18 protein-coding genes are annotated in these 23,736 nt (G+C 71.6%); 12 read left to right on the top strand and 6 right to left on the bottom strand.

All coding sequences use genetic code 11. The features are described 5' to 3' along the window. Window positions 1-14: 14 nt before the first annotated feature. The 5 genes from ACYVF3_RS16800 to ACYVF3_RS16780 all read left to right on the top strand — a co-directional run bounded on the left by ACYVF3_RS16800 (window position 15) and on the right by ACYVF3_RS16780 (window position 8,285). Complete coding sequence (locus ACYVF3_RS16800) at window positions 15-1,892, top strand: beta-ketoacyl synthase N-terminal-like domain-containing protein (protein WP_461155167.1); 1,878 nt, start codon at window positions 15-17, stop codon at window positions 1,890-1,892. After that, window positions 1,889-3,331: an AMP-binding protein gene (locus tag ACYVF3_RS16795; RefSeq protein ID WP_461155166.1), complete on the top strand. Its 1,443-nt coding sequence runs from the start codon at window positions 1,889-1,891 to the stop codon at window positions 3,329-3,331. Before ACYVF3_RS16800 ends, ACYVF3_RS16795 begins: the two co-directional genes overlap by 4 nt. A gap of 4 nt (window positions 3,332-3,335) precedes the next feature. Continuing rightward, entirely contained in the window at window positions 3,336-4,538 is a 1,203-nt protein-coding gene (locus ACYVF3_RS16790) for an NAD(P)/FAD-dependent oxidoreductase (protein WP_461155165.1), read from the top strand. Window positions 4,539-4,762: 224 nt separating this feature from the next. Next, complete coding sequence (locus tag ACYVF3_RS16785) at window positions 4,763-7,261, top strand: glycosyltransferase (protein ID WP_461155164.1); 2,499 nt, start codon at window positions 4,763-4,765, stop codon at window positions 7,259-7,261. Further along, window positions 7,251-8,285: a glycosyltransferase family 4 protein gene (locus ACYVF3_RS16780; RefSeq protein ID WP_461155163.1), complete on the top strand. Its 1,035-nt coding sequence runs from the start codon at window positions 7,251-7,253 to the stop codon at window positions 8,283-8,285. The genes ACYVF3_RS16785 and ACYVF3_RS16780 overlap by 11 nt, the downstream gene beginning before the upstream one ends. Window positions 8,286-8,292: 7 nt before the next feature. On the opposite strand, the gene rfbD is transcribed toward ACYVF3_RS16780, so the two are convergent. Beyond that, entirely contained in the window at window positions 8,293-9,210 is a 918-nt protein-coding gene (gene rfbD, locus ACYVF3_RS16775; protein ID WP_461155162.1) for a dTDP-4-dehydrorhamnose reductase, read from the bottom strand. Beyond that, on the bottom strand, window positions 9,207-10,193 hold the full coding sequence (rfbB, locus tag ACYVF3_RS16770; protein ID WP_461155161.1) for a dTDP-glucose 4,6-dehydratase: 987 nt from the start codon (window positions 10,191-10,193) through the stop codon (window positions 9,207-9,209). The genes rfbD and rfbB overlap by 4 nt, the downstream gene beginning before the upstream one ends. A gap of 528 nt (window positions 10,194-10,721) precedes the next feature. Here rfbB and ACYVF3_RS16765 point away from each other — a divergent pair. The 5 genes from ACYVF3_RS16765 to ACYVF3_RS16745 all read left to right on the top strand — a co-directional run bounded on the left by ACYVF3_RS16765 (window position 10,722) and on the right by ACYVF3_RS16745 (window position 16,262). Continuing rightward, entirely contained in the window at window positions 10,722-12,209 is a 1,488-nt protein-coding gene (locus ACYVF3_RS16765; protein WP_461155160.1) for an LCP family protein, read from the top strand. Between the two features lie 408 nt (window positions 12,210-12,617). Beyond that, a complete protein-coding gene (locus ACYVF3_RS16760) occupies window positions 12,618-13,223 on the top strand; it encodes a DUF4232 domain-containing protein (protein ID WP_461155159.1) in 606 nt (201 codons plus the stop codon). 162 nt (window positions 13,224-13,385) lie between these two features. Beyond that, window positions 13,386-14,582 (top strand): LCP family protein, encoded by a 1,197-nt coding sequence (locus ACYVF3_RS16755; protein ID WP_461155158.1) that lies wholly within the window; start codon window positions 13,386-13,388, stop codon window positions 14,580-14,582. Window positions 14,583-14,711: 129 nt separating this feature from the next. Beyond that, window positions 14,712-15,425: a TIGR03089 family protein gene (locus ACYVF3_RS16750; protein WP_461155157.1), complete on the top strand. Its 714-nt coding sequence runs from the start codon at window positions 14,712-14,714 to the stop codon at window positions 15,423-15,425. Between the two features lie 54 nt (window positions 15,426-15,479). After that, window positions 15,480-16,262, top strand: a complete 783-nt coding sequence (locus ACYVF3_RS16745; protein ID WP_461155156.1) for a thioesterase family protein — start codon at window positions 15,480-15,482, stop codon at window positions 16,260-16,262. Between the two features lie 19 nt (window positions 16,263-16,281). Here the strand turns inward: ACYVF3_RS16745 and purE are convergent, their stop codons facing one another. The 3 genes from purE to ACYVF3_RS16730 form a co-directional block, all read right to left on the bottom strand. Continuing rightward, entirely contained in the window at window positions 16,282-16,767 is a 486-nt protein-coding gene (purE, locus tag ACYVF3_RS16740; RefSeq protein WP_461155351.1) for a 5-(carboxyamino)imidazole ribonucleotide mutase, read from the bottom strand. 67 nt (window positions 16,768-16,834) lie between these two features. Further along, on the bottom strand, window positions 16,835-18,019 hold the full coding sequence (locus ACYVF3_RS16735) for a 5-(carboxyamino)imidazole ribonucleotide synthase (RefSeq protein WP_461155155.1): 1,185 nt from the start codon (window positions 18,017-18,019) through the stop codon (window positions 16,835-16,837). A gap of 299 nt (window positions 18,020-18,318) precedes the next feature. Next, window positions 18,319-19,089, bottom strand: coding sequence for a hypothetical protein (locus ACYVF3_RS16730; protein WP_461155154.1), 771 nt, complete (start codon window positions 19,087-19,089; stop codon window positions 18,319-18,321). Window positions 19,090-19,319: 230 nt separating this feature from the next. On the opposite strand from ACYVF3_RS16730, the gene ACYVF3_RS16725 reads away from it, so the two are divergent. Both ACYVF3_RS16725 and ACYVF3_RS16720 read left to right on the top strand, forming a co-directional pair. After that, window positions 19,320-21,809: a sigma-70 family RNA polymerase sigma factor gene (locus ACYVF3_RS16725; protein ID WP_461155153.1), complete on the top strand. Its 2,490-nt coding sequence runs from the start codon at window positions 19,320-19,322 to the stop codon at window positions 21,807-21,809. 116 nt (window positions 21,810-21,925) lie between these two features. Then, a complete protein-coding gene (locus ACYVF3_RS16720) occupies window positions 21,926-22,450 on the top strand; it encodes a GtrA family protein (RefSeq protein ID WP_461155152.1) in 525 nt (174 codons plus the stop codon). 2 nt (window positions 22,451-22,452) lie between these two features. On the opposite strand, the gene ACYVF3_RS16715 is transcribed toward ACYVF3_RS16720, so the two are convergent. Continuing rightward, complete coding sequence (locus ACYVF3_RS16715) at window positions 22,453-23,727, bottom strand: ATP-binding protein (RefSeq protein WP_461155151.1); 1,275 nt, start codon at window positions 23,725-23,727, stop codon at window positions 22,453-22,455. Window positions 23,728-23,736 lie beyond the last annotated feature (9 nt).

Raw genomic sequence — 23,736 nt, 5'->3', positions numbered from 1 at the left:
GACACTTCGTGGGCATGACTACGAGTGGAGTGCACGAGCGTTCTGTCGCCGTCGTCGGGATGTCCTGTCGGGTTCCCGGCGCGAACAACCCTGACCAGCTGTGGGAACTTCTGCGTCGCGGTGTCGACGCGACCTCGGAGACGCCCGCCGAGCGCTACGACGCCCCGGCGCTGCGGGCCGCGGGCCCGGGCGGGTTGGCGGGTTCGCGGGCCGGGTACGTCGACGGGATCGCGGATTTCGACGCCGACTTCTTCGCCATGTCCACCGCCGAGGCCTCGGCGGTCGACCCGCAGCAGCGGCTGCTGCTGATGTGCGTGTGGGAGGCCTTCGAGGACTCCGGGCTCATCCCAGCGCGGTTGCGCGGGACCAGGACCGGTGTCTTCGTGGGCAACTCGCGGGCCGACTTCTTCGAAACGGCGCTCCGGCAGGGGCTTTCCTCGGCCACGGCGACGCAGCTGGGAAACGTTCGCTCACTGCTGCCGGCTCGGTTGTCGCACGTGTTCGACCTGCGCGGTCCGAGCGTCGTGGTCGACACCGCGTGCTCGTCGGCCTTGACCGCGGTTCACCAGGCGGTGCAGAGCCTGCGGTCCGGCGAGATCCCGGTGGCGGTGGTCGCCGGGGTGAACCTGCCGCTGCGGCCCGACGAGGCCGCGATGATGTCGCACGCCGGTGCCATGTCGGCCGATGGCCGCAGCCGGTTCGGCAGCGCCGAGGCCGACGGTCACGCGCCCGCTGACGCGGTGGCGGTGGTCGTGCTCAAGCCGCTGGAAACCGCGCTGGCCGACGGGGACCGGGTGCGCGCGGTGATCGCGGGAAGCGCCGTGGGCAACGACGGGTGCAGCAGCGACGCGGTGCTCAACCCATCGCTGGACGGCCAGCTGGACGTGCTGCGCTGGGCCTACCGGGACGCGCGCGTGGAGCCCTCGGCGGTGGACTTCGTGGAGGCGCACGGTGCGGGTTCACCGCTGCTGGATCCGCTGGAGCTGACCGCGCTCGGCCAGGTCTTGGGAACCTCCCGGTCACCGCACCAGCCGCTGCTGGTGGGCTCGGTGAAGTCCAACCTCGGGCACGCCGAGGCGGCGGGCGGGCTCGTCGGGCTCATCAAGGCCGCGTTGTGCTTGGAGCACCGGCAGGTTCCCGCGAGCTTGCACGCCGGGCTGCCGCGCACCGATGTGGACTGGACCGGTCTGTCGATCCCCCGGGCGCTCACCGACATCCCGGCTCGGGCGATCGCGGGGGTGTCCGCGCAGGGTTCCTCGGCGCTCAACGCTCACGTGGTGCTGCGCAGCGCCGAATCCGAGCCGCGCACCCCGGACGACGGGACGCGCTGGCCGCTGGTGCTCTCGGCGCGCACGCCGGAGGCGCTCGCGGAGTTGACCCGTGCCTGGGCGGAGCACCTTCACGGCCCGGGGACGGCGTTCCCGGTGCGAGATCTGTGCCGCAGCGCGGCGCTGCGACGCACTCGCTTCGATCACCGCGTCGTGGCGATCGGCGCGACGCACCGCGAGCTCGTCGAGTCGCTGACCACCGGCAGCACACCTGAGCTGGACCGCTTCCTGGGTGCCGAATCGGTGGACCGGGGCGGGCTTTTCGGCCCTGGCCGGCATGCGCCGCTGCCGACCTACCCGTGGCAGGCGCGACGCTGCTGGCCCGGCGAGGAACCCACCGGTGACGACCCGGCGGAGTGGCTGCTGGGCAAGCACGCGCGCACCGGGTTCGACGAGGACTCGGCGCTCGCCGACATCGGCATCGACTCGCTGGCGAAGCTGCAACTGCTGGTGGAGCTGCAGCAGCGCACCGGGCACGAGGTCGACCCGGAGCAGCTGGCGGCGTTGCGCACGGTGGGCCAGCTGCACGCGTGGGCTCGGGAGCTGATGGAGGTTCCGCGATGAACGTGCACACCTGGTTCGAGCGGGCGGCCGCACGGTTCCCCGACGAGCCCGCACTGGAGGTCGACGGGTCCAGCCTCACCTACGCCGAGCTGCGCGAGCTCGTGGAGCGGCTGGCCGCGCGGCTGCACGCGGCGGGGGCGCCGCGACGGGTAGGGCTGCTCGCCAACCGCTCGGTGCTCGCCTGCGCCGGATATCTGGCGGTGCTGCGCGCGGGTGCGACGGTGGTTCCCCTGAACCCGCAGCACCCGCCGGAGCGCGTTCGCGAGCTGGTGGCCCGGACCGGCGTTGAGCTGCTGCTCGCCGAGGAGTCCGGCGCGCGGAGTGACTGGAAGGTTCCCATGCTGCGCGCCGGGACGGACGAACCCTTCGGGCAGGCGCCGGAAGTGGCGGTGGATCCGGACGATGCCGCCTACGTCATCTGCACGTCGGGGTCGACGGGGGCGCCGAAAGCGGTGCCGATCTCGCACCACAACGTCGAGGCGTACCTGTCGGAGGTCGCCGCGCGGTACGGGATCGGGCCGGGCAGCCGGGTTTCGGGGAGCTTCGACCTGACCTTCGACGGCTCGGTGCACGATCTGCTGGTCACCCTCGGCCAAGGCGGAACGCTGGTGGTGCCGCGCGCGGGAGCGTTGCTGTCGCCGGTGCGCACCATCAACGCGCTGCGGCTGACCCACTGGTTCTCGGTGCCGTCGCTGATCACCTTCGCCGACCGGCTGGGCACCTTGCGTCCCGGGGCGATGCCGACGTTGCGGTGCAGCATCTTCGGCGGCGAGCCGGTGCCGTTGGAGGCGCTGCGCGGTTGGCGGCGAGCCGCACCGGGCACCGAGATCGAGGTGCTCTACGGACCGACGGAGCTGACCGTGGCGTGCACCGGCTACCGGTTTCCGCGCGAGGAGTCCCAGTGGCCGAGCACGGCGAACGGGATCGCCCCGATCGGGCAGTGCTTCCCGTCCTCGGAGTTCCGGCTGCTGGATTCCGCAGGCAGGCCGGCGTTGCGCGGCGAGTTGTGCGTGCGCGGGCCGCAGCGGTTCGCCGGGTACCTCGATCCTGCCGATGACGAAGGTCGCTTCGCTCCCGGCGGCTGGTACCGGACGGGAGACTTGGTGACGGTGGAGGACGGGTTGCTGCTGCACCTGGGACGCACCGATCAGCAGGTGAAGGTGCGGGGGCATCGCATCGAGCTCGGCGAGATCGAGGCCGCGTTGCGCGCGCTGCCCGGGGTGAGCGACGCGATCGTGCTGGCGGTGCCCACCGACGGCGAGCCGGAATTGGCGGCGGCCGTCGGCGGTGACTGCGATCCCGACGCTCTGCACTCCGGTCTCCGGGACCGGTTGCCGTCGTACATGCTTCCGCGCCGGATCACGGTGCTGGACCGACTTCCGCTCAACGCCAACGGCAAGCTCGACCGCCGGGCGTTGCGCACCGAACTGGAGCTGTGAGGCGATGATGTTCGACGCGATCGTCGTGGGAGCCCGTTGCGCGGGTGCGCCCACCGCGATGCTGCTGGCGCGCGCGGGGCACCGGGTGCTGCTGCTGGATCGGGGCGAGTTCCCCTCCGACACGATTTCGACCCACGTCATCCACCAGCCGGGGGTGGCGGCGCTCGCGCGCTGGGGCTTGTTGGACGAGCTGCGCGCCACGGGCTGCCCGCCGCTGCGGCACGCGCGCTACCGGGTCGCCGATGTCCGGCTGGACGGGTGCGGCCGCGGGGTGGCCGGGCAGCGCACCGGGTTCGCGCCGCGCCGCTTCGTGCTGGACGACCTGCTGGCGCGGGCGGCGGTGGTGGCGGGCGCGGAGTTGCGGGAGAAGTGCCGGGTGACCGGCTTGCTGCACGACGCCGACGGCCGGGTGGTGGGGGTGCGCGGTGATCACCGCGGGGTGGAGTTCACCGAGCGCGCGTCGCTCGTGATCGGCGCCGACGGGATGCGCTCGGCGGTGGCTGCGAAGGCCGGTGCTGCCCGGACGACCTCGGACTCGCGGTTGACCTGCGCCTACTACTCGTACTGGACGGGTGTGCCGGCGGATCTGGAGATCTACGAGACGCCGGGCAGCTGGGTGGCGGCCGCGCCGACGCACGGGCACGCGACTCTGGTGCTGACCTACTTCCCCCAGTCGCGGTTCGGTTCGGTGCGCGCCGACGCGCAGCGCGCTCATCTCGACCGGGTCCGCGAGACCGCTCCCGAGCTGCGCGAGCGCTTGCAGGGCGGGGAGCAGGTGGAGCGGTTGCGCGGCAGCGGGGATCAGCAGAACTTCTTCCGCGAGGCGGCTGGCCCGGGTTGGGCTCTGGTGGGCGATGCCGGCCATCACAAGGATTCGATCACCGCGCGGGGAATCAGCGACGCGTTCACCCAGGCCGAGGCGCTGGCCCGGCACGTCAGCGGCGAGCTGGACTCGCCGGGCAGGCTCGACGTGGCGCTGCGGCGCTTCGCCGCCGAACGGGACGCGACCCTGACCCCGGGTTATGAGGCGACGTTGGCGGTGGCCCGGATGGCGCCGCCGAACGAGCACCGGTTGGCGCTGCTGCGCGCGGTGCAGCAGGACGCCGAGCTCACCTCCACCTACTTCGACGCGTTCGCGGGTTCCGTGGACATCACGGCCCTCTACACCCCGAAGCTCCTGGAACTGCTGAGCCACGGTGCGGGGTGACGGGTAGCGATGAGCGCCGCATCGGGCGGTTTTGGTCCGAATTGACCCGGCATTTCGGACATGATCACGGGTCGGTTCGGACCAAAACTGCCCGATGGTGAGGCGGTGCACGGGGCCCTGCGACCCGAACCGGGTGGCCGGTCGGCTGGCTCCAGAAGTGCGCCGAGCCCGAATTGACCGAACACGTGGGCGGGGTGTGAGCGCGATAGGGCAGGCTGGGGGTCGTGGTCGAAGCGAACTTGCCCGTCGTCTCCGTGATCGTCGTGAACTACCGCGGCGCGGAGGACACCATCACCTGCCTGCGCGCGGTGCGCGATGAGCTGGACTACCCCGCGGACAAGCTGGAGGTCCTGTGCGTCGACAACGCCTCCGGTGACGGCTCCGCCGGGCGCATCCGCGACGCTGTGCCCGAGGCGCGGCTGATCGAGTCGGCGAGCAACACCGGTTTCGCCGGTGGCTGCAACCTCGCCGCGCGAGAGGCCACCGGTCAGGTGCTGGCGTTCCTCAACAACGACGCCCGGCCGGACCGCAGCTGGGCGCGCTCGGCCATCGAGGTGCTGCGCTCGGAACCGACCGTCGGCGCGGTGGCGAGCAAGGTGCTGGACTGGGAGGGCAAGCGCATCGACTTCGTCGACGGCGGCCTCACCTGGTTCGGCATGGGCTACAAGCGCCACGCCGGTGAGCTCGACGACGGGTCCCACGACGCCGCGCGCGACGTGCTGTTCGGCACCGGGTCGGCGCTGTTCGTGCGGTCCGAGCTGTTCGCGGCCCTGGAAGGCTTCGACGAGCGCTTCTTCATGTTCTACGAGGACGTGGACCTGGGCTGGCGGCTGAACATGCGCGGCTGGCGGGTGCGCTACGAGCCGCGGTCGCTGATCTTCCACCGCCACCACGCCTCGATGGCCGAGGTGTCCTCCGCGCGCGAGCACTACCTGCTGGAGCGCAACGCGCTGGCCGCGCTGTACAAGAACGTCTCCGACGACACGCTGGCCAAAGCCCTGCCCGCGGCGATGGCCTTGGCGGTGCGACGCGCCACGGCGCGCGGTGAGATCGACCCGACGCAGCTGGAGATCACCCGGCGCGGCGAGACCGAGGACGACTCGCCGGTGCCGATCGACCGCTCCGCGCTGGCCGGGATGCTGGCCATCGACCAGTTCGTGGAGTTGCTGCCGTCGCTGAAGACCTCCCGCGAGCTGGAGCAGAGCGCGCGGGTGCGCACCGACGCCGACCTGCTGCCGCTGATGCGCAAGGCGATGGAGCCCGCCTACCCGCTCCCCCGCTACCTCGCCGCGCACGACGCGCTGGTCGAAGCGTTCGAGCTGGACGAGGTGTTCGGACGGCCGCGCAAGATCGTGGTCATCACCGGTGACGCGGTGACCGAGCGGATGGCGGGGCCCGCGATCCGCGCGTGGCACATGGCCGAAGTGCTGGCGGCCGAGCACCAGGTGCGGCTGGTCAGCGTCAACTCCCGGGTCGATCCGCCGGAGTCGGAGTTCGAGGTGGTGGCCGCCAAGCCGCGCGAGCTCGCCGAGCACGCCGACTGGGCCGACATCGTGGTGCTGCAGGGGCACGTCCTGGAGATGGTGCCCGCGATCAAGCGCGTGGACTCCACCAAGATCGTGATCTGCGACGTCTACGACCCGATGCACCTGGAACTGCTGGAACAGGGCAGGGATTCCGACGACGAGCGCCGCGCGAAGGACCTCGCGGGCGTCACCGACGTGCTCAACGCGCAGTTGGAGCGGGGCGATTTCTTCCTGTGCGCGTCGGAGCGGCAGCGGCACTTCTGGCTCGGGCACCTCGCGTCGCTGGGCCGGTTGACCCCGGGCCTCTACGACAACGACCCGACGGTCCGGTCCCTGCTGTCGGTGGTGCCCTTCGGCTTGCCGTCGGTGGCTCCACGCCGGACCGCACCCGCGATCAAGGGCACCAGGCAGGGGATTTCGGCCGACGACAAGGTCGTGCTGTGGGCCGGTGGCGTCTACAGCTGGTTCGACCCGCTGACGCTGCTGCGCGCGGTCGACCGGCTCGCGCAGCAGCGCAGCGACGTGCGCCTGTTCTTCCTGGGCATGAAGCACCCGAACCCGGACGTGCCGGAGATGGGCATGGCCGGGCAGACTCGGGCGTTGTCGCAGCGGCTCGGTTTGACCGACAAGTTCGTGTTCTTCAACGAGACCTGGGTCCCCTACCAGGAGCGGCAGAACTACCTGCTGGACGCCGATTGCGGTGTCACGACGCACTTCGAGCACGTCGAGACGACCTTCGCGTTCCGCACGAGGGTGCTGGACTACCTGTGGTCCGGGCTGCCGGTGATCACCACGGACGGCGACTCGTTCGCCGACCTGGTGCGCAGCGAGGGCATCGGTGTCGTGGTGCCCGCCGAAGACCCGGACGCGCTGGCCGATGCGCTGGAGAAGGTCCTCTACGACGAGGAGTTCGCCGCCGAGTGCCGGCGCCGGATCGAGCCGGTGCGCGAGCGCTTCACCTGGGAAGCGGTGCTCTCGCCGCTGACCGCGTTCTGCCGGGATCCCCGCCCGGCCGCAGACCGGCTGGCCGCCACCGCGCCGCTGGTGCGCAGCGCGCAGCCCGGCCGGGTCGAGACGGTGCGCCGGGATCTGGCGCTGCTGCGGGAGTACTTGGACGCGGGCGGCCCGGCGGAGGTCGCCAAGCGCGCGACGGGCAGGCTGCGGCGTCTCGCCGGGGATCGGCTTCGTGGCCGCTGATCTGCGCGTTCTGCTGGACGCCACACCGCTCCTCGGTCCTCGCACGGGCATCGGGCGCTACACGGCGTCGCTCACCTCGGCGCTGACGTCCGATGTGGACGTTCGGTTGATCGGCTTCAGCACGCGCGGCTGGCGGCGGTTGCGCGCCGAAGCCCCCTCCGGGACGGCTGTGGTGGGACCGCCGATCCCGGCGCGGGCGTTGCGGAAGTTGTGGCGAGGCGGGGGTTTCCCGCCGATCGAGCTGCTGTCCGGAGCGGTCGAGGTGGTGCACGGGACGAACTTCGTGCTCCCGCCGTCGGTGCGCGCGGCCGGGGTGGTGACCGTGCACGACCTGGCGTTCCTGCAGGATCCGTCGCTGGCCTCGGACGACCTGCCTGCGCTGGTGCGGCGTTCCGCGCAGCGCGCGCGCGTGGTGTGCACGCCGACGGCGGCGGTGGCCGATCAGGTCGCCGAACGGTTGGACGTGGCGCCCGAGAAGCTCGCGGTCACGCCGCTGGGGGTGGATCCCGAGTGGTTCTCCGCCGTTCCCGCCCCCGATCACCGGATCCCGCCGGAGTACTTGTTGTTCGTCGGCGCGGACGGGCCGCGCAAGGGACTCGACGTCCTGCGGGAGGCCCTGGCACCGGACCTCCCGCCGCTGGTCATCGCGGGCCCGGGCCCGGCGGGCGAGTCAGGCGGCGTGGTCCGCACGGGTTTCCTCAGCGACGAGCGGCTGCGCGCGCTGGTCGCCGGGGCGAGCGCTGTGGTGCTGCCGTCCCGCGACGAGGGCTTCGGCCTGCCGGTGCTGGAGGCGCTGGCGTGCGGGGTGCCGGTGGTGTGCTCGGACCTCCCGGCGCTGCGCGAGGTCGCCGGGTCGCACGCGGTCCTCGCGCCCGCCGAGGACCCGGCGGCGCTGCGGGAAGCCTTGCGCCGCGCGCTGTCCTCGCCTCCGGACGCCGAAGCCGGTCGCGCGCACGCGAAGTCGTTCAGCTGGCAGCGCTGCGCGAGGCGGACCCACGCCGCCTACCTGCGGGCCGTCGCGTAGCCGGAGCTCAGCCGCTGTGGCGGAAGGCGTCCCCGTCGGTGCCGAAAGCCGTCTTCAGCGCGTCCTGCCAGGGTTGCAGCGGCGTCAGACCGGCTTGTTGCCAGGCGTTCCCGGACAGCACCGAGTAGGCGGGGCGCGGGGTGCGCGTCGGGTATTCCGCGCTGCTGCACGGGTTCACCCGGTTCGGGTCCAGCTCCAACGCGGTGAAGATCGCGCGGGCGAAGTGGAACCAGCTCGTGCTGCCGGCGTTGGTGCAGTGCAGGACCTGCTGCTGCGGGCCGGTTCCGGAGGCGACGAGCTCGGCCAGTTCCAGCAGTCCGCGCGCCAGGTCCGCCGCCCAGGTGGGCGATCCGATCTGGTCGTCCACGACGGACAGCGAGTCGCGCTGCGCGGCGAGCCGGGCCATGGTCTTGACGAAGTTGCCGCCGTGCGCGCCGTAGACCCACGCGGTGCGCACGATCCACGCGCGCGCACCCGAGTCGAGCACCGCCTGCTCGCCGTCGAGCTTGGTGCGCCCGTAGACGGTGCGCGGCCCGGTCTCGTCGGCCGGCTCGTAGGGGCGGTCGGCGTCGCCGGGGAATACGTAGTCGGTGGACACGTGCAGCAGCGGCAGGTCGCCGTCCCGGCACGCCTCCGCCAGCGAGGCGGGGCCCGCGACGTTGACCTCGCGGGCTCGTTCCGGATCGGACTCGGCCGCGTCGACGGCGGTGTAGGCGGCGGTGTTGATGACCACCGGGTGCAGTTCGGCGTCGCGGGCGACCTCGGCGAACGCGGCGACGGCGTCGCGCACCGCATCGGGGTCGGTGAGGTCGAGCTCCGCCGAACCCGGTGCGTGCACCAGGGTTTCGCGGGCGCGCAGGATCGCCGCCAGCTCCGAACCGACCTGGCCCCGGCCTCCCGGCACGAGCACCGCGAGGCCGGTCATCGGGCCACCGCCGCGCGTTCCTTCAGCGGTTCCCACCAGGACCGGTTCTGCCGGTACCAGGCGATGGTGTCGCGCAAACCGGTCTCGAAGTCGACCTGCGGGACGTAGCCGAGCTCGGCGAGCTTGGCGTGGTCGACCGAGTAGCGGCGGTCGTGGCCCTTGCGGTCCTCGACGGGCTCGACCATCGCGAAGTCCAGCCCGAACTCGGCCAGCAGCCGCTCGGTCAGCTCCCGGTTGGTCAGCTCGGTCCCGCCACCGATGTTGTAGATCTCCCCGGGCGTTCCGGACTCGGCGACCAGCTGGATCCCTCGGCAGTGATCGCCCACGTGCAGCCAGTCGCGCACGTTCATGCCGTCGCCGTAGAGCGGGACCTTGCGCCCGTCCATCAGGTTCGTGATGAACAACGGCAGGACCTTCTCCGGGAACTGGTACGGGCCGTAGTTGTTGGAGCACCGCGTGATGCACACCGGCAGGCCGTGCGTGCGGTGGTAGGCGCGAGCGAGCAGGTCCGAACCGGCCTTGGCCGCCGAGTACGGCGAATTCGGTTCCAGCAGGTGGTCTTCCGGCCACGAACCGGTCTCGATCGAGCCGTAGACCTCGTCGGTGGAGACGTGCACGAACTTGCCGACTCCGGCCTCCAGCGCCGCTTGCAGCAGCGCGTTGGTGCCCACCACGTTGGTCACCACGAAGGCGTCCGAGCCGGTGATGGAGCGGTCCACGTGGGTCTCCGCGGCGAAGTGCACGACCACGTCGACGCCGGGCATGAGTTCCGCGAGCAGGTCGCGGTCGCAGATGTCGCCGCGCACGAAGCGCAGCTTCGGGTCGTCGGACACCTCGGCCAGGTTCGCCTCGTTGCCCGCGTAGGTCAGCTTGTCCAGCACGACGACCTCGGCGCCGCTGAACGCGGGGTAGGCCCCACCGAGCAGCTGCCTGACGTAGTGCGAGCCGATGAAGCCGGCCCCACCGGTGACCAGAATCCGCATTCCGCCTCTTCCTCGTCCTCTGCGCGGGCGCCTGGGCGCACCACCCCGCGCTGGGCAGTCTGACATGCGCCGATACGGGCCCGAACCGACTCCCGCGTTACGTACAGTTACAGGCATGCTTCACCCTTATGAGTGAGGTCACCAGAATCCGAGGGACCTTTCATCGCTGGAGTCGATCACCGTTAGCCTTCATCGAGAAGTCGGGCAATATCACTCCTGTAGGTGTAACGCTCGCCCCCGCAGCCCCCGAGGAGGAATCGCGTGGACGACCGGCCGAGGCGGCCCGGGAGCCCTGATGGGCGGCCTGGCAGAGGAGTTCCGCCGCGCGCGCCCGGCGCCGGACCGGCCCGTTCCAGCGCTGCGGCCGGTCGGCCGCAGGCCCCTCGTCGCACCGGTGCGACGAACGCTGCGAACGCCGCGAACGCCGGCCCAGCAGGTGCCACGAGGAGCAGTTCGGCGACTGCTCAGAGTAAGGCTGCGGCGAGAAGTTCCGCTCGTTCCGGTGATGGACACTTACCTCCCGGCGACGTGTGGAGCCGCGGCGGTTTCTGGCAGCGCAAGGCCACCCGCAACGGCGCTCGCACGCTGACCGCCCTGCTGTCGGTGATCGTCCTGTGCGTGACCGGCTTCGCCTGGGCGATGTTCCGGCCCGGCGCCGGGGGCACCGGGACCGCCGACGTCATCGGCAGCGGGTTCAGCGCCCCCGACGGCGCCACCGACATCCTGCTGATCGGCAACGACAGCCGCACCGACGCGCAGGGCAACCCGCTGCCCAAGCAGATCCTCCAGGAGCTGCACACCACCCAGGAGGGCGGCGACCTCACCGACGCCATGATCCTGGTGCGCATCCCCAACGGCGGGCACAGCGCCAGCGCGATGTCCTTCCCGCGCGACACGATGGTCGACAGCGGTCTCGGCGGCGACAAGCACAAGCTCACCGAGACCATGAACCGCGGCAAGGACGCGGAGCGCGCCAAGCTCCAGGAGGACGGCGTCACCGATCCCAAGGAGCTCGACGAGAAGTCGCGGCTCGCGGGCAAGCAGGCGCTGCTGAAGACCATGGAGAAGCTCACCGGAGTCAGCATCGACCACTACGCCGAGGTCAACCTGCTGGGCTTCTACGAGATCACCAAGGCCGTCGGCGGCGTCGAGGTGTGCCTCAACGACGCCACCAAGGACAGCTACTCCGGCGCCGACTTCAAGAAGGGCGTGCAGACGATCCAGGGCGCCGACGCCCTCGCCTTCGTCCGGCAGCGGCACGGCCTGCTCAACGAGCTCTCCCGCGGCAAGCGCCAGCAGGTGTTCATGTCGGCGCTCGCCCACCGGATCCTGTCCTCGGGCACGCTGGCCAACCCCTCGAAGCTCAGCGCCCTGATCGACGCCATCAACAAGTCGGTCACCCTCGACCCGGCGCTGGCCAACGACATCCTCGGCTTCGCCGAGCAGATGCAGGGCATCGCGGGCGGCAACGTGCAGTTCTACAGCGCCCCGGTCCACCTGGTCGGCGACTCGGGCGAGGAGGACGTGACGCTCAACCTCGCCGAGAGCAAGCAGTTCGCTGCCGACCTGCTGCTGCCGCCGCAGCAGCGCGCCCAGAAGCTGGCCACCCTGAAGTCCCCGACCAAGATCAGCACGAGCGTCTACAACGCCTCGGGGGTCAGCGGTCTGGCGGCCAACGTGCTGGAGGAGCTGACCAGCCAGGGGTTCCAGGAGGGCAGCAGCGCCAACTCCGAGACCCGCAGCTCCTCGGTCGTCTACTACGCCAACGGCGAGGAAGACGTGGGCAAGATGGTCGCCGAATCCCTCGGCGGGCTCAAGACCGAGGCCAAGCCCAACATCACCGCGGGCAGCGTCGAGGTCTACATCGGCAAGGACTACAAGGGTCCCGGCAAGCAGAACTTCACCGGCGCCCCGACCGTCCGCCTCGACGGCCTCAACAAGGCCGCCCCGCTGCGCACGCAGGCCGACACCGGGAACACTCCCATCACCGCAGACGGAGTTCCCTGCATCGACTGACGAGCATGGGAACCTTCCTGCCACCGGTGGCAGGAAGGTTCCCATGCTTCGCCGGGCGGTCCGCCTGACGCTCCACTCCCCTTCGTGCCGGGTTGCCGCGCGCCCAGAAGAAGGGCGGCGACCGGTTCATCCTCACCAATTTCCGCATTCCTCGGGACGGCTTCGACGAATTGTGCGTGGGCCGTCCGGACAAATGCGTCTGCGCATGGGGGACACCCCTGGGGGATAACCCCCAGGGGTGTCCCCCATGTGTCGACAGATCCACGGATCAATCGGAATCTCAGCAGGTCAGAGACTTTCTCAAAGTTTTTTCCAATTCAGAGCAACCGCACCCCGACCGGCACGTCTTACGGGGCAAAAGCGGGTGAGAAAACCCGATAGCACAACCCCTGGGGAAAGGACTTGACCATGGTGAAGCGAATTCGGACCATCGGTGCCGCGACCGCTCTGCTCGGCGGGACTCTGCTGATCGCCGGATGCGGCGGCCAGGCCGCGACGTCCAGCGCGGCCACGCTCAACGACACCGGGTCCCACGCCGCCTCCGCCAACGCCCGCACCCCGCAGGGCGATGACATCTCCGCGTTCAACTGCTCCGCGACGGACTTCGAGATCAAGCTGCAGGCCCAGCCCGACCCGAGCCAGTACCTGCTGACCATGACCAACACCTCGGACGAGGCCTGCCAGCTCGGCGGCTGGGTGAACCTGACGCCCACCAACATGGCCAACGAGCCGATCGAGGAGATCGCCGGGAAGAACGTCGAGATCCCGGGCGGACCGCAGGACATCACCCTCGAACCGGGACGGACGGCCTTCGCCGGCGTGCACGCCGACCTCGGCGACAAGGGCGACCCCAACACCTACGTCACCAGCGGTTTCCTCGCCACGCCCTCGGACATGAGCGGCTCGGTCAACGCGCCTGTCAACAGCACGAACAACGAGCCCGTCACCGAGATCCCGCTGAAGGGCCTCCAGGTCGGCACCCTGCAGCCCTCGCCGCAGGGCGTCCTGTTCTGATCCATCGCACTACCGCACGAAGCCCGCGCCGGACCGGCGCGGGCTTCGTCGTGCGCGACGCCGAGCGCGGAGTGAGCGAAAGGTTCCCATCCTCGCCCTTGGGCCGTGATCCTCGACCGGTTTAATGTGAATCATCGACGCGAAACCCAGGGGGAGGGCTCGGTGAGCGAACCGGATCAGGGGGATGAGCTCCCCGAACCGGAGGAGGACGACGGCGCTCTCGTTCCGCGCCGGCGTTCAGCGGCGCGGATCGCCGGGCGCAGCGCGATCGCGCTGGCCTCGGTCGTGGTGCTGGGCCTGAGCGCGGCGGGCTGGTTGGTGGCCGACCGGCTCAGCGACGTCAGCTCGGCGAAGGTCCTCAGCGAGGTGCCGCACGCTCCCCCGCAGGACGACGGGGCAACCGACGTGCTGCTGGTCGGCAGCGACAGCCGCACGGACGCGCAGGGCAATCCGCTGCCGCTGAAGGTCCTCAAGCAGCTGCGGACCGAGGCGACCGGCGGGCTCAACACCGACAGCCTGGTGTTGATCCGCATCCCGCACAGCGGAGCCGCGCCGACCGCCGTGTCGATCCCGCGCGACACCTACACCGAGACTCCGTCCGGACGGCCCGACAAGATCAACTCCGTGTACGGGCTCATCAAGAAGGCGACCTCCGACGAGCTGGAGTCCGAGAACCTCCCGCCGGTCGAGGTCGAGCACCGCGCGAAGGTCGCCGGGCAGCGCGCGCTCGTGCAGACGGTGCAGACCCTCAGCGGCATGCGCATCGACCACTACGCGGAGATCAACCTGCTCGGGTTCTTCGAGCTCACCGATGCCGTCGGCGGGGTCGAGGTCTGCCTCAACAATGCGACCAGCGACAAGGACTCGGGGGCGGACTTCAGCGCCGGGCGGCACACCATCACCGGCGGCGACGCGCTGTCGTTCGTCCGCCAGCGGCACGGTCTGCCCCGCGGGGACCTGGACCGCATCGTGCGCCAGCAGGTGTTCATGGCGGCGCTGGCGAACAAGGTCCTCTCCACCGGCACGCTCACCGACCCGGCGATGGTCAACGACCTGGTCGCGGCCACCCAGCGCACCGTGGAGCTCGACGAGGGCTGGGACGCGCTGGGTTTCGTGCAGCAGATGCAGCAGATCGCCGCGGGACGGGTCAACTTCGTGACGATGCCGGTGCTCAGCGCCGGTGCGCGCGACGAGCGCGGGCAGAGCATCGTCTCGATCGACCCGCCGGGCGTGCAGCGGTTCTTCGCCGGGCTCTCGGCGAACCCGCCCGGCCTGGCCCCGAAGCCGGTCCTCCGCCTGGACGGAACGGCGAAGCGGCAGCCGATCACCTCCGACACCGACGTCCCCTGCGTGAACTAGGGCCTGTTGCGGGGTTGCGTTGCCGGGCGGTGCGGGTGGCAGAACCTGCGGCGGCGCCGGCTGAGTCCCACACCTGGAACGGCGGCTCCGCCGCGTCTTCACCAGCACCTGGCCGGATAGGGTTCGTGCATGAGCGTCACCCAGGCACTTCTCGGCCCGCTGCTGGCCAGCGGCGCGCCCAAACCGCTGATCACGCACTACGACGACGCGACCGGTGCGCGCATCGAGCTCTCCCGCGCGACCACCGCGAACTGGGCCGCCAAGACGGCGAACTGGCTGGTCGACGAGATGGACCTGGAGCCGGGGACGCCGGTCATGGTGTCCCTGCCCGCGCACTGGCAGACCGCGGGCGTGCTGCTGGGCACGTGGTGGGCCGGTGCGCACGTGACGTCGGAGGCCGGTGGTGCGGAGGTCGCGTTCGTCCCTGCGTCCGATCTCGCGCGCGGCGAGGGCGCGCACGCCGTGGCGGCCGTCGGGCTTGATCCGATGGGAGCTCCGGTTCGCGACCTGCCGACCGGTGTCGTGGACTACGTCTCGGACATCCGCGTGCACGGCGACGACTTCAACCCGATCGCGCCCGTGCCCGGGGATTCGCCCGCACTGCTGGGGACGTCGGTGGACGGCCTGCTGGACTCGGCCCGCAGCCGCGCGAGCGAGCTCGGCATCGGCCGCGACGACCGCGTGCTGTCCACGTTGGACTGGACGCTGACCGGTGGTGTCGTGGACGGGCTCCTCGCGGTGCTGGCCGCGGAAGCAGCCCTCGTGCACTGCACCAACCTCGACCTGTCCCGGCTCGACAAGCGCCGCGCCGACGAGCGGACGACCGTCGAGCTCGGCCTCTGAGAGGCCCCTCACACGAGCCCGCATCCCGAAGCTACTCGTGGGTAACCTCGATGGATGCGTGATGCCGAGTCGCTCTTCCGGACCGACGGCGAGTTCTTCGTGCCCAACGAGGCGTCGGGGAACCCGTGGGGCGAACTCACCGGTGGCGGCCCGGTCGCGGGCCTGATCGCCCGCGCGATCGAAGCGGCCAACGACGACCCGGACCTGTTCGTGGCACGGCTCACGGTCGACCTGATGCGCCCGGTGCCGCGGGTTCCGCTGTCGATCGACGTGCGGCCGCTGCGCACCGGCAAGCGGCTCACGGTGGTGCAGGCCGGTCTGCACATCGACGGCCGGCTGCACACCAACGCCACCGCCCACCTGCTGCGGCGCTCCGCGCTCGACGGTCCCGTCCAGGACGATCCGGTGCCCTTCGACGGCCCCGAAGGCCGGGAGGACCGCACGCTGCTCCCGCCGGAGCTGGGCCTGCGCTGGGGCGTGCACGACGTCATGCAGGTGCGGTGGCTCGCCGACCAGTCGGCCACTGGGACCAGCCGCGCGTGGATGCGGATGCCGCTCCCGCTGCTGCCCGGCGAACCGCTCAGCCCGCTCTCGCACGTGGCGATCCTCGCCGACGCGATCAGCGCCGCCAGCCCGGTCGGTGAGCTGTTCGGGCCCTGGATCAACACCGACGTCTCGCTCTACCTGCACCGCGAGATGGAAGGCGAATGGCTCGGCATGGAGATGCGACGCGACGTCCAGCTCACCGGGATCGGAGTCGCCAACGCCCGCCTCTACGACGTCCGCGGCCCGATCGGCACCGCCCACGAAGCCGTCATGACCAACCAGCTCGGCTGACGGTCGCGACGGCTCCGCTTCAGGAGGTGGTCTTGTCCTGGAGGGCTGCGTGCTTGTTCAGGACCATGGTTTCGAGATCCGCCTGGAACCGGGCCATCTGGGCGCGCAGGCGGGTGCCCAGCTCGCCGGAGTCCGCCGCGAGGGTGCGCACCGCCAGGAGACCGGCGTTGCGAGCACCGCCGACGGAGACCGCGGCGACCGGGACGCCCGCGGGCATCTGCACGATCGACAGCAGCGAGTCCATGCCGTCCAGGTGCTTGAGCGGCACCGGCACGCCGATCACCGGCAGCACCGTGGCCGAGGCGACCATGCCGGGCAGGTGAGCGGCACCGCCCGCACCGGCGATGATCACGCGGATCCCCCGGTCGGCGGCCTCTCGCGCGTAGTCCAGCATCCGCTGCGGCGTGCGGTGCGCGGAGTAGACGCCGACCTCGAACGGCACGCCGAACTCGGTGAGCGCGTCACCGGCGGCCCGCATCACCGGCCAGTCGGAATCGCTGCCCATGATCACGCCGACGAGCGGCTGCTCAGTCACGCCGAAAACCTCCGGGAATCTCGAGAACTGGTGCGCTTCAGTGGATCTCGTGGCCGTCGAGCCATTCGCCCGCGGACAGCCAGTGCGCGGCGAGCCGCGCCTGCTCGCGGACCTCGGCCATGTCGTTGCCGAGAACGGTGATGTGCCCCAGCTTCCGGCCGGGGCGCTCGCTCTTGCCGTAGAGGTGGACCTTGGCGTGCGGGTAGCGGGCGAACAGGTGGTGCAGCCGCTCGTCGACGCTCATCGCGGGTTCGACCTCGGCGCCCAGCAGGTTCGCCATCACCACCGCGGGCGCGGTCTGCGCGGTGCTGCCCAGCGGGTAGTCCAGCACCGCGCGCAGGTGCTGCTCGAACTGCGAGGTGCGGGCTCCCTCGATGGTCCAGTGCCCGGAGTTGTGCGGGCGCATCGCGAGCTCGTTGATCACCAGGCCGTCGTCGGTCTCGAACAGCTCCACCGCGAGCACGCCGGTCACGCCGAGGGATTCGGCGACGCCCAAGGCGATGTTCTGCGCCTGCTCGATCAACTCCGGGGAGGCGTCGGGCGCCGGGGCCAGCACCTGCACGCAGATGCCGTCCTCCTGCACCGTTTCCACCAGCGGCCACACCGCGCCCTGCCCGAACGGCGAGCGGGCGACCAGCGCGGCGAGCTCCCGGCGCAGCGGGACCCGCTGCTCGGCCAGCAGCGAGGCACCGCCGTCGAGGAGCTCGGTGACGGTGCGCTCGGCTTCCGCGGCGTCGTCGAGCATCCACACGCCGCGACCGTCGTAACCGCCGCGCGCGGTCTTGAGCACGCACGGGAAACCGTGCTCGGCACCGAACGCGAGCACGTCGCCGACCGAGGTGATCTCGGCGAACGGCGGCACCGGCCGGCCGAGCTCGGCGAGCGCGCGGCGCATCACCAGCTTGTCCTGCGCGTGCAGCAGCGCGTCCGGCCGCGGCTGGACCGACACCCCGGCCGCCTCCAGCGCACGCAGGTGCTCGCCGGGCACGTGCTCGTGGTCGAAGGTGACCACGTCGCAGCCCTGGGCGAAGGTCTTCAGGGCGTCCAGGTCGGTGTGGTGGCCGAACTCGACGTTCGAGGCCACGAGAGCCGCCGACTCGTCGGCGGAGTTGGCCAGCACCTTCAGCGACTGCCCGAGCGGAATGGCCGCCTGGTGGGTCATCCGGGCGAGCTGGCCACCGCCGATCATTCCGACGACTGGGGTTCCGGTGCGCTGGTCCACCCGTTCAGCCTAAGGGGTCCTCGCAGGATCACTTTGCTCGGCGGTGCGGGTAGCGGAACCTCACACGCCGTCTGGCCTCCGTGCGCCGCGACTTATGTATGCCAATACACGGCGTCGCGGCGTACTCACCCAGACGACGTGTGAGAACCCGCGGCGGTGCCAGCTGAGTCCCACACCTGAAACAACGGCTCCGCCGCATCCTGAAACGACTCCTCAGGTGACCGACCCCTCACACCAGCATCGGGAGGGGTGAGCGCGACCTGTTTCACAACGATCACGCCGAAGCCCGCGAGCGGCGATCACAGAGAGGCCAGCAAGTGGCACGCTCCCGCGTGGTCCTCCGGCAGCGGCTCCTGCTGGATCCGGATCTGACCGCAGTCGCGCAGCGCCGGGTCGGCCGCCAAGCGGTGCTCGATCATCCAGCGCGCCTGCTGGCACCGGGCCGGCAGCTGCGGCGTGCGCGGCGCGAGCACCGCGGCGGTGGCGGCGCGCAGCAGCGCGGAGGTCTCCCCGGAGTCGAAAACCGCGCGCAGCACGTCGGCGATCAGCACCATCGCGACCATCCGCGGGTAGCCGTCGGTCGACACGCCCAGCCCCACGGTGGTCAGCGCGTAGTCCTCGTCGGCCGTCGATCCCCGGGAGCTCGCCTCCCGGTAGACCTCGTGCAGGCGGGTGCGCAGGTAGCCGGCGGTGTTGAGGCCGGTCAGCGGGTCCTCGACCTCGCGTCCGACCGACATGCCGCTGACCGCGTCCGCCCAACCCAGCGCGGTGATGCGGATCAGCGAAGCGGGCACCGCGTCCGGGTCGGCCGAGACCAGCCCGTCGGAGTCCTCGCTCGCGACCGCGTGCAGCGCGGCGAGGTCCTGCAGGGTCCCGGCGAGGCCGACCCCGGTCTCGGCGCGCGACGCCCCCAGCTCGGCCAGCGAGTCCGACAGGTCATCGCCCGACACGACCGCGGCGCACACGGCGTCGACCGCGGGCACCTCCCAATCCCCCGGGAACGGCCATCCCGCTGCGAGGCTCGCCGTCCGCCAGCGGGAGCGCACCGCGCGCCGCAGCGTCGGCGCCATCGACGAGTCACACCTCAACGACCGGATCCGCATGCTCCACGTCCCTCCCCAATGGGCTGTTCATCGATGAGACGGAGCAGTCGGTCGCCCATGACGGTGGACTCGCTGGCTTTGCCAATACGATTCGGATCACAATGATCGACGAATTCCACATCGGGTGGTTTTCTCCGGTCGGACTGCCCGGTATTAGTACTGACTAGGACATGCCCCTTCGGGGAGGAAGGTGCGGCGTGGCGACTGTCCCGGCAGAAGTCCAGAACCCCAGCGACGGTGAGCTGCTGGAGCAGGTGCGCGGGGGTTCGTCGCAGGCGTACGGCGAGCTCTACGAGCGCCACGTCGCGGCGGCCTACAACATGGCCCGCCAGGTCGCGAAGTCCGCGGCCGAGGCCGACGACCTGGTCTCCGAGGCGTTCGCCAAGGTCCTCGACGCGCTGCGCGAAGGACGAGGCCCCACCAGCGCCTTCCGCGCCTACCTGCTGACCTCGCTGCGGCACGCCGCCTACGACCGGACTCGCCGGGAGCGCAAGGTGCAGCTGGCCGACGACGTCGCCGAGGTCTCGGGCGCCGACGTCAGCGTGCCGTTCAACGACACCGCCGTCGCCGGGTTGGAGCGCACGCTGGCCGCGCAGGCGTTCTCCCGGCTCCCGGAGCGCTGGCAGACCGTGCTCTGGCACATCGAGATCGAAGGGCAGTCGCCCGCCGAGATCGCGCCGCTGCTCGGGCTGACCCCCAACGGCGTCTCGGCTCTCGCCTACCGGGCCAGGGAAGGGCTCCGACAGGCCTACCTCCAGGTCCACCTGGGACAGCTGGAGGCGTCCGGCGACAGCGTCCAGCAGTGCCGCGCGGCCGTCGACCGGCTCGGCGCGTGGACGCGTGACGGGTTGTCCAAGCGGGAGACCGCGCAGGTCGAGACCCACCTGGACACCTGCGACCGGTGCCGGGCGCTGGCCGCGGAGCTGGCCGACGTCAACGGCGGCCTGCGCGTGATCATCGCGCCGCTCGTCCTGGGCGTCACCGCCACCGGCTACCTCGCCTCGATCTCCTCCGGCGGCACCACGGCCGGAGCGCTGGTCGCCGGTGGTGCCGCGAGCGGCGCCGGGGCAGGGGCCGCCGCGGGGGAAGCCGCCAGCGCGGGTCCCCGGCAGGCGGCGACCGCCGGAGTCGCGAGCGCGGTGCTCGCCGCGGCGATCGCGGTGGCCATGACCTCGGGAACGGACCAGACGATCCCGGTCGCGCAGGCACCCGCGCCGCCACCGGCCGCAGAACCCGCCGCACCACCGCCGCCCGCACCGCCCGCGGCGCCGCCTGCCGCACCACCGCCCGCGCCCGCACCGCCTCCGGCAGCCCCCGCGCCCGCCGCGCCACCCGCTCCCGCTCCGGCGCCCGCGCCGCCGCCCGTGGTGACCCCGTCGCTCAACGCGACCGGCCCTGCGCAGCCGTTGCAGCTGGTCGCCGGTGGCGCACCGGTGTCGGTGCCGATCCGGGTGACCAACGGCGGCAGCGGTCCCTCGATGCCCGTCACCTCGACGATGGCCCTGCCGCCCGGCGTCACCGCGCAGCTGCCGGCCTCGGTGTCGGGTCCCGCGAGCTCGACGTCGCAGACCGCGCCGGCCGGCACGTCGCCGCAGAGCGCCTCGCCGCGATCGCTGCGCGCGCAGGCCGCCGGGTCGCCGTCGATCAGCTGCGACGGGCGGACCGGCACGATCACCTGCCGCACCGATCGCGGTCTGCAGCCCGGCGAATCGATGGTCTTCGACTACCTGGTGCGGGCCGACGAGTCCGCGACCGGCGGCGAGATCACCGTCAACGTCAACGCAGGTTCCGACATCGACCTGCGCCTGCCCGCGGTCCCGGTGATCGTCGAGCCCGCGCCGGAACCGGAGCCGCCGAAGCCGGTCGACGACGTCGACCTCCACGCCTGGGCGTGGGACCAGCCCTGGATGGACGTCAGCCGCGTCGCGATCGGCGTCCGCAACACCGGCACCAGCACCGGCCGCGCCGAAGTGGTCGCCGAGCTGCCCGACGGCGTCGAAGCCGACTTCGTGCCGGCCGGGTGCACCGCGACCGACCAGGCCGTGACCTGCGTGGAGGACGATCTCGCGCCGCGCGAGGGCTTCTACCGGGAGCTGTGGGTCTCCGGCGAGACCGACCACCCCGGGTGGCCGTGGTGGCCGGTGCACGGCCCCGAAGCGCCGCCCGTCGACGGCCGCCAGCAGCACCGCACGTGGCTGCCGATCACCGCGAAGCTCGGTGAGGCGACCGATCAGCAGTCCGTGCCGCTGCGCGTCTGGACCCCCTGGTGGCCCCCGGTGCCGCCGAAACCGCCGGAACCGACGCTGCCTCCGACGAGCACGACCACGTCGACGACGACCAGCACGCGCCCGGACTGCCCGCCGTGGTGGCCGCCGGGCCACACCGGCGAGCCGTGGCCGCCCGGGCACGGCAACGGGCACGACCGCCCGTGGTGGTTCGACGACCCGCACTGCCGGCCGCCGTCTCCCGAGCGGCCGGTGCCGCCGCAGGAGCCCTCGCCGACGACGGTTCCGCCGCCGCCCACGACCACGACCGCCCCACCGACGACGGGACCGACCACGACGGCTCCGCCGCCGACGAGCACGACGACGCCGAGCCCGAGCACCACGGCTCCCCCGTCCTCGACGACGGCCCCGCCGACCTCGACGACGACGACCGCTCCGAGCACGACGTCCTCGGGTTCCTGACCTTCCTCGCGGCCCGCTCCCGCCGTGGCGATCACGGCGGGAGCGGGCCGCGAGAAGTGAGATGACGTACTCCGGTCCCGCCTCGACGATTCGGGCCACTCCGTAGACTCGGGGGCGTGTCCGTTGCAGATTCGGTGCTCGAGCGAGTCCCGCAGGCGTACCGAGCTCTCGCGTTGCGGCATCGCGAGCTGCTCAAGTTCGGGGTCGTCGGCGCGATCACGTTCTTCATCGACACGGGCATCTTCTACGCGCTGAAGCTGACGATCCTCTCGCCGAAACCCGTGACGTCGAAGGTCATCGCGGTGCTGGTGGCGACCCTGGTGTCCTACGTGCTCAACAGGGATTGGTCGTTCCGCACCCGCGGCGGTCATCGCAGGCACCACGAGGCGACGCTGTACTTCATCATCAGCGGCATCGGGGTCGGGCTGTACTCCGCGCCGCTGTGGGTCTCGCGCTACATGCTGCACCTGCAGACCCCCTACACCAGCAGGCTCATCGAGGAGCTCGCCGACTTCACCTCGGGTCAGATCGTCGGCCTGCTGCTGGGGATGGCGTTCCGCTGGTGGGCGTTCCGCAAGTGGGTCTTCCCCACCGATCACGACCAGGAAGCCCCGCACGACGACCGCGCGCTGGCCCGCTGAGCTCAGCGGGGCGTGGGCTCCGGCTTCCACGGCAGGCCCAGCACGTCGTCGGCGCGCGCGACCCGCAGGAACACCTCGAACATCGCCGGGCGGGCCTGGCTGAGCTCCAGCCGGCCACCGTCGGCTTCCACCAGCGCCCTGGCCAGCGCGAGCCCGACACCGGTGGAGCCGTGCCCGGAGAACCCGCGCTCGAAGACGTGCGGGACCAGCTCGTCCGGCACGCCGGATCCGGCGTCGGACACCTCGATGAGCACCGTGCCCCCGCCGTGCCGGGCGGTGAGCGTGACCGGGCCTTCCCCGTGCCGCAGCGCGTTGTCCAGCAGCACGCCGATCGCTTCGCGCAGCCGCCCCGGGGTCGCCCGCGCGAGGAGTTCGCCTGCGACCTTGAGCCGCAGCGTCCGGCCCTGCGCGCGCAGCGGTTCCCGCCACTCGTCGGCGACCTCGTTGAGCAGGTCGGTCACGTCCAGGGGTTCGGCGTCGCGGGCGCGAGCGGCCGTCGCCGCCGCGAGCAGGTCGTCGAGCACCGCCGAGAGCCGCTCGGCCTGCTCCAGCGCGGCGCGGGCCTCCTCCGAGACGTCGGCGTCGTCGACCGCCGCGAGCGCCTCCAGCCGCAGCTGCAACGCGGTCAAGCGGCTGCGCAGCTGGTGCGAGACGTCGCCGACCAGCTCGCGCTCCCGCTGCACCAGCTGGGACAGGGCGGCGCCCGAGGCGTCCAGGGCGTCGGCGACCCGGTCCAGCTCGGGAACCTGGTGTCGCTGCGGGTCGGCGCGGAAGTCGCCGGCGCCGAGCCGCGCGGCGCGCGACGCGACGTGCCGGAGCGGGTCGGCGAGCCGCCGGGCGGTCACCGAGGCGACGATCATGCCCGTGCCCGCGGACAGGATCACCAGCATCAGCACCAGACCGGCGACCTGGAGCTGCTGGGTGCGCACGGGCGCGCTGGGCGCGGCGATGGTCACCGTGCCGCTCTGCACCATCGGCACGCTCTCCACCAGCGGGTTCTCGCCGGGATCGGGGCCGTAGACGTAGTCGTGGGCCTGGGTGCGCACCACCAGCCTGGCTCCGCGCGGCACCGCCAGCCGCACCGCGTTGAGGTCGATCGGGCGCTGGTTGGCGACCTGCTCGTCGAGCAGGGTGGCGATCTGCTGCGCGCGGGTCGACATGTCCGCGCCGGTCAGGTCCTGGACGAGCTTGAGCGCGGTGAAGCCCAGCGGGAGCCCCAGCACGACCGCGGTCACGGCCACGGCGAGCAGGGTGGCCTGCAGAATCCGACGACGCATCGAGGCCGG

The organism is Saccharopolyspora tripterygii, from assembly GCF_054778355.1.
The sequence above is the reverse complement of the archived record's forward strand: the minus strand, read 5'-3'. Positions and strand labels throughout refer to the sequence as shown.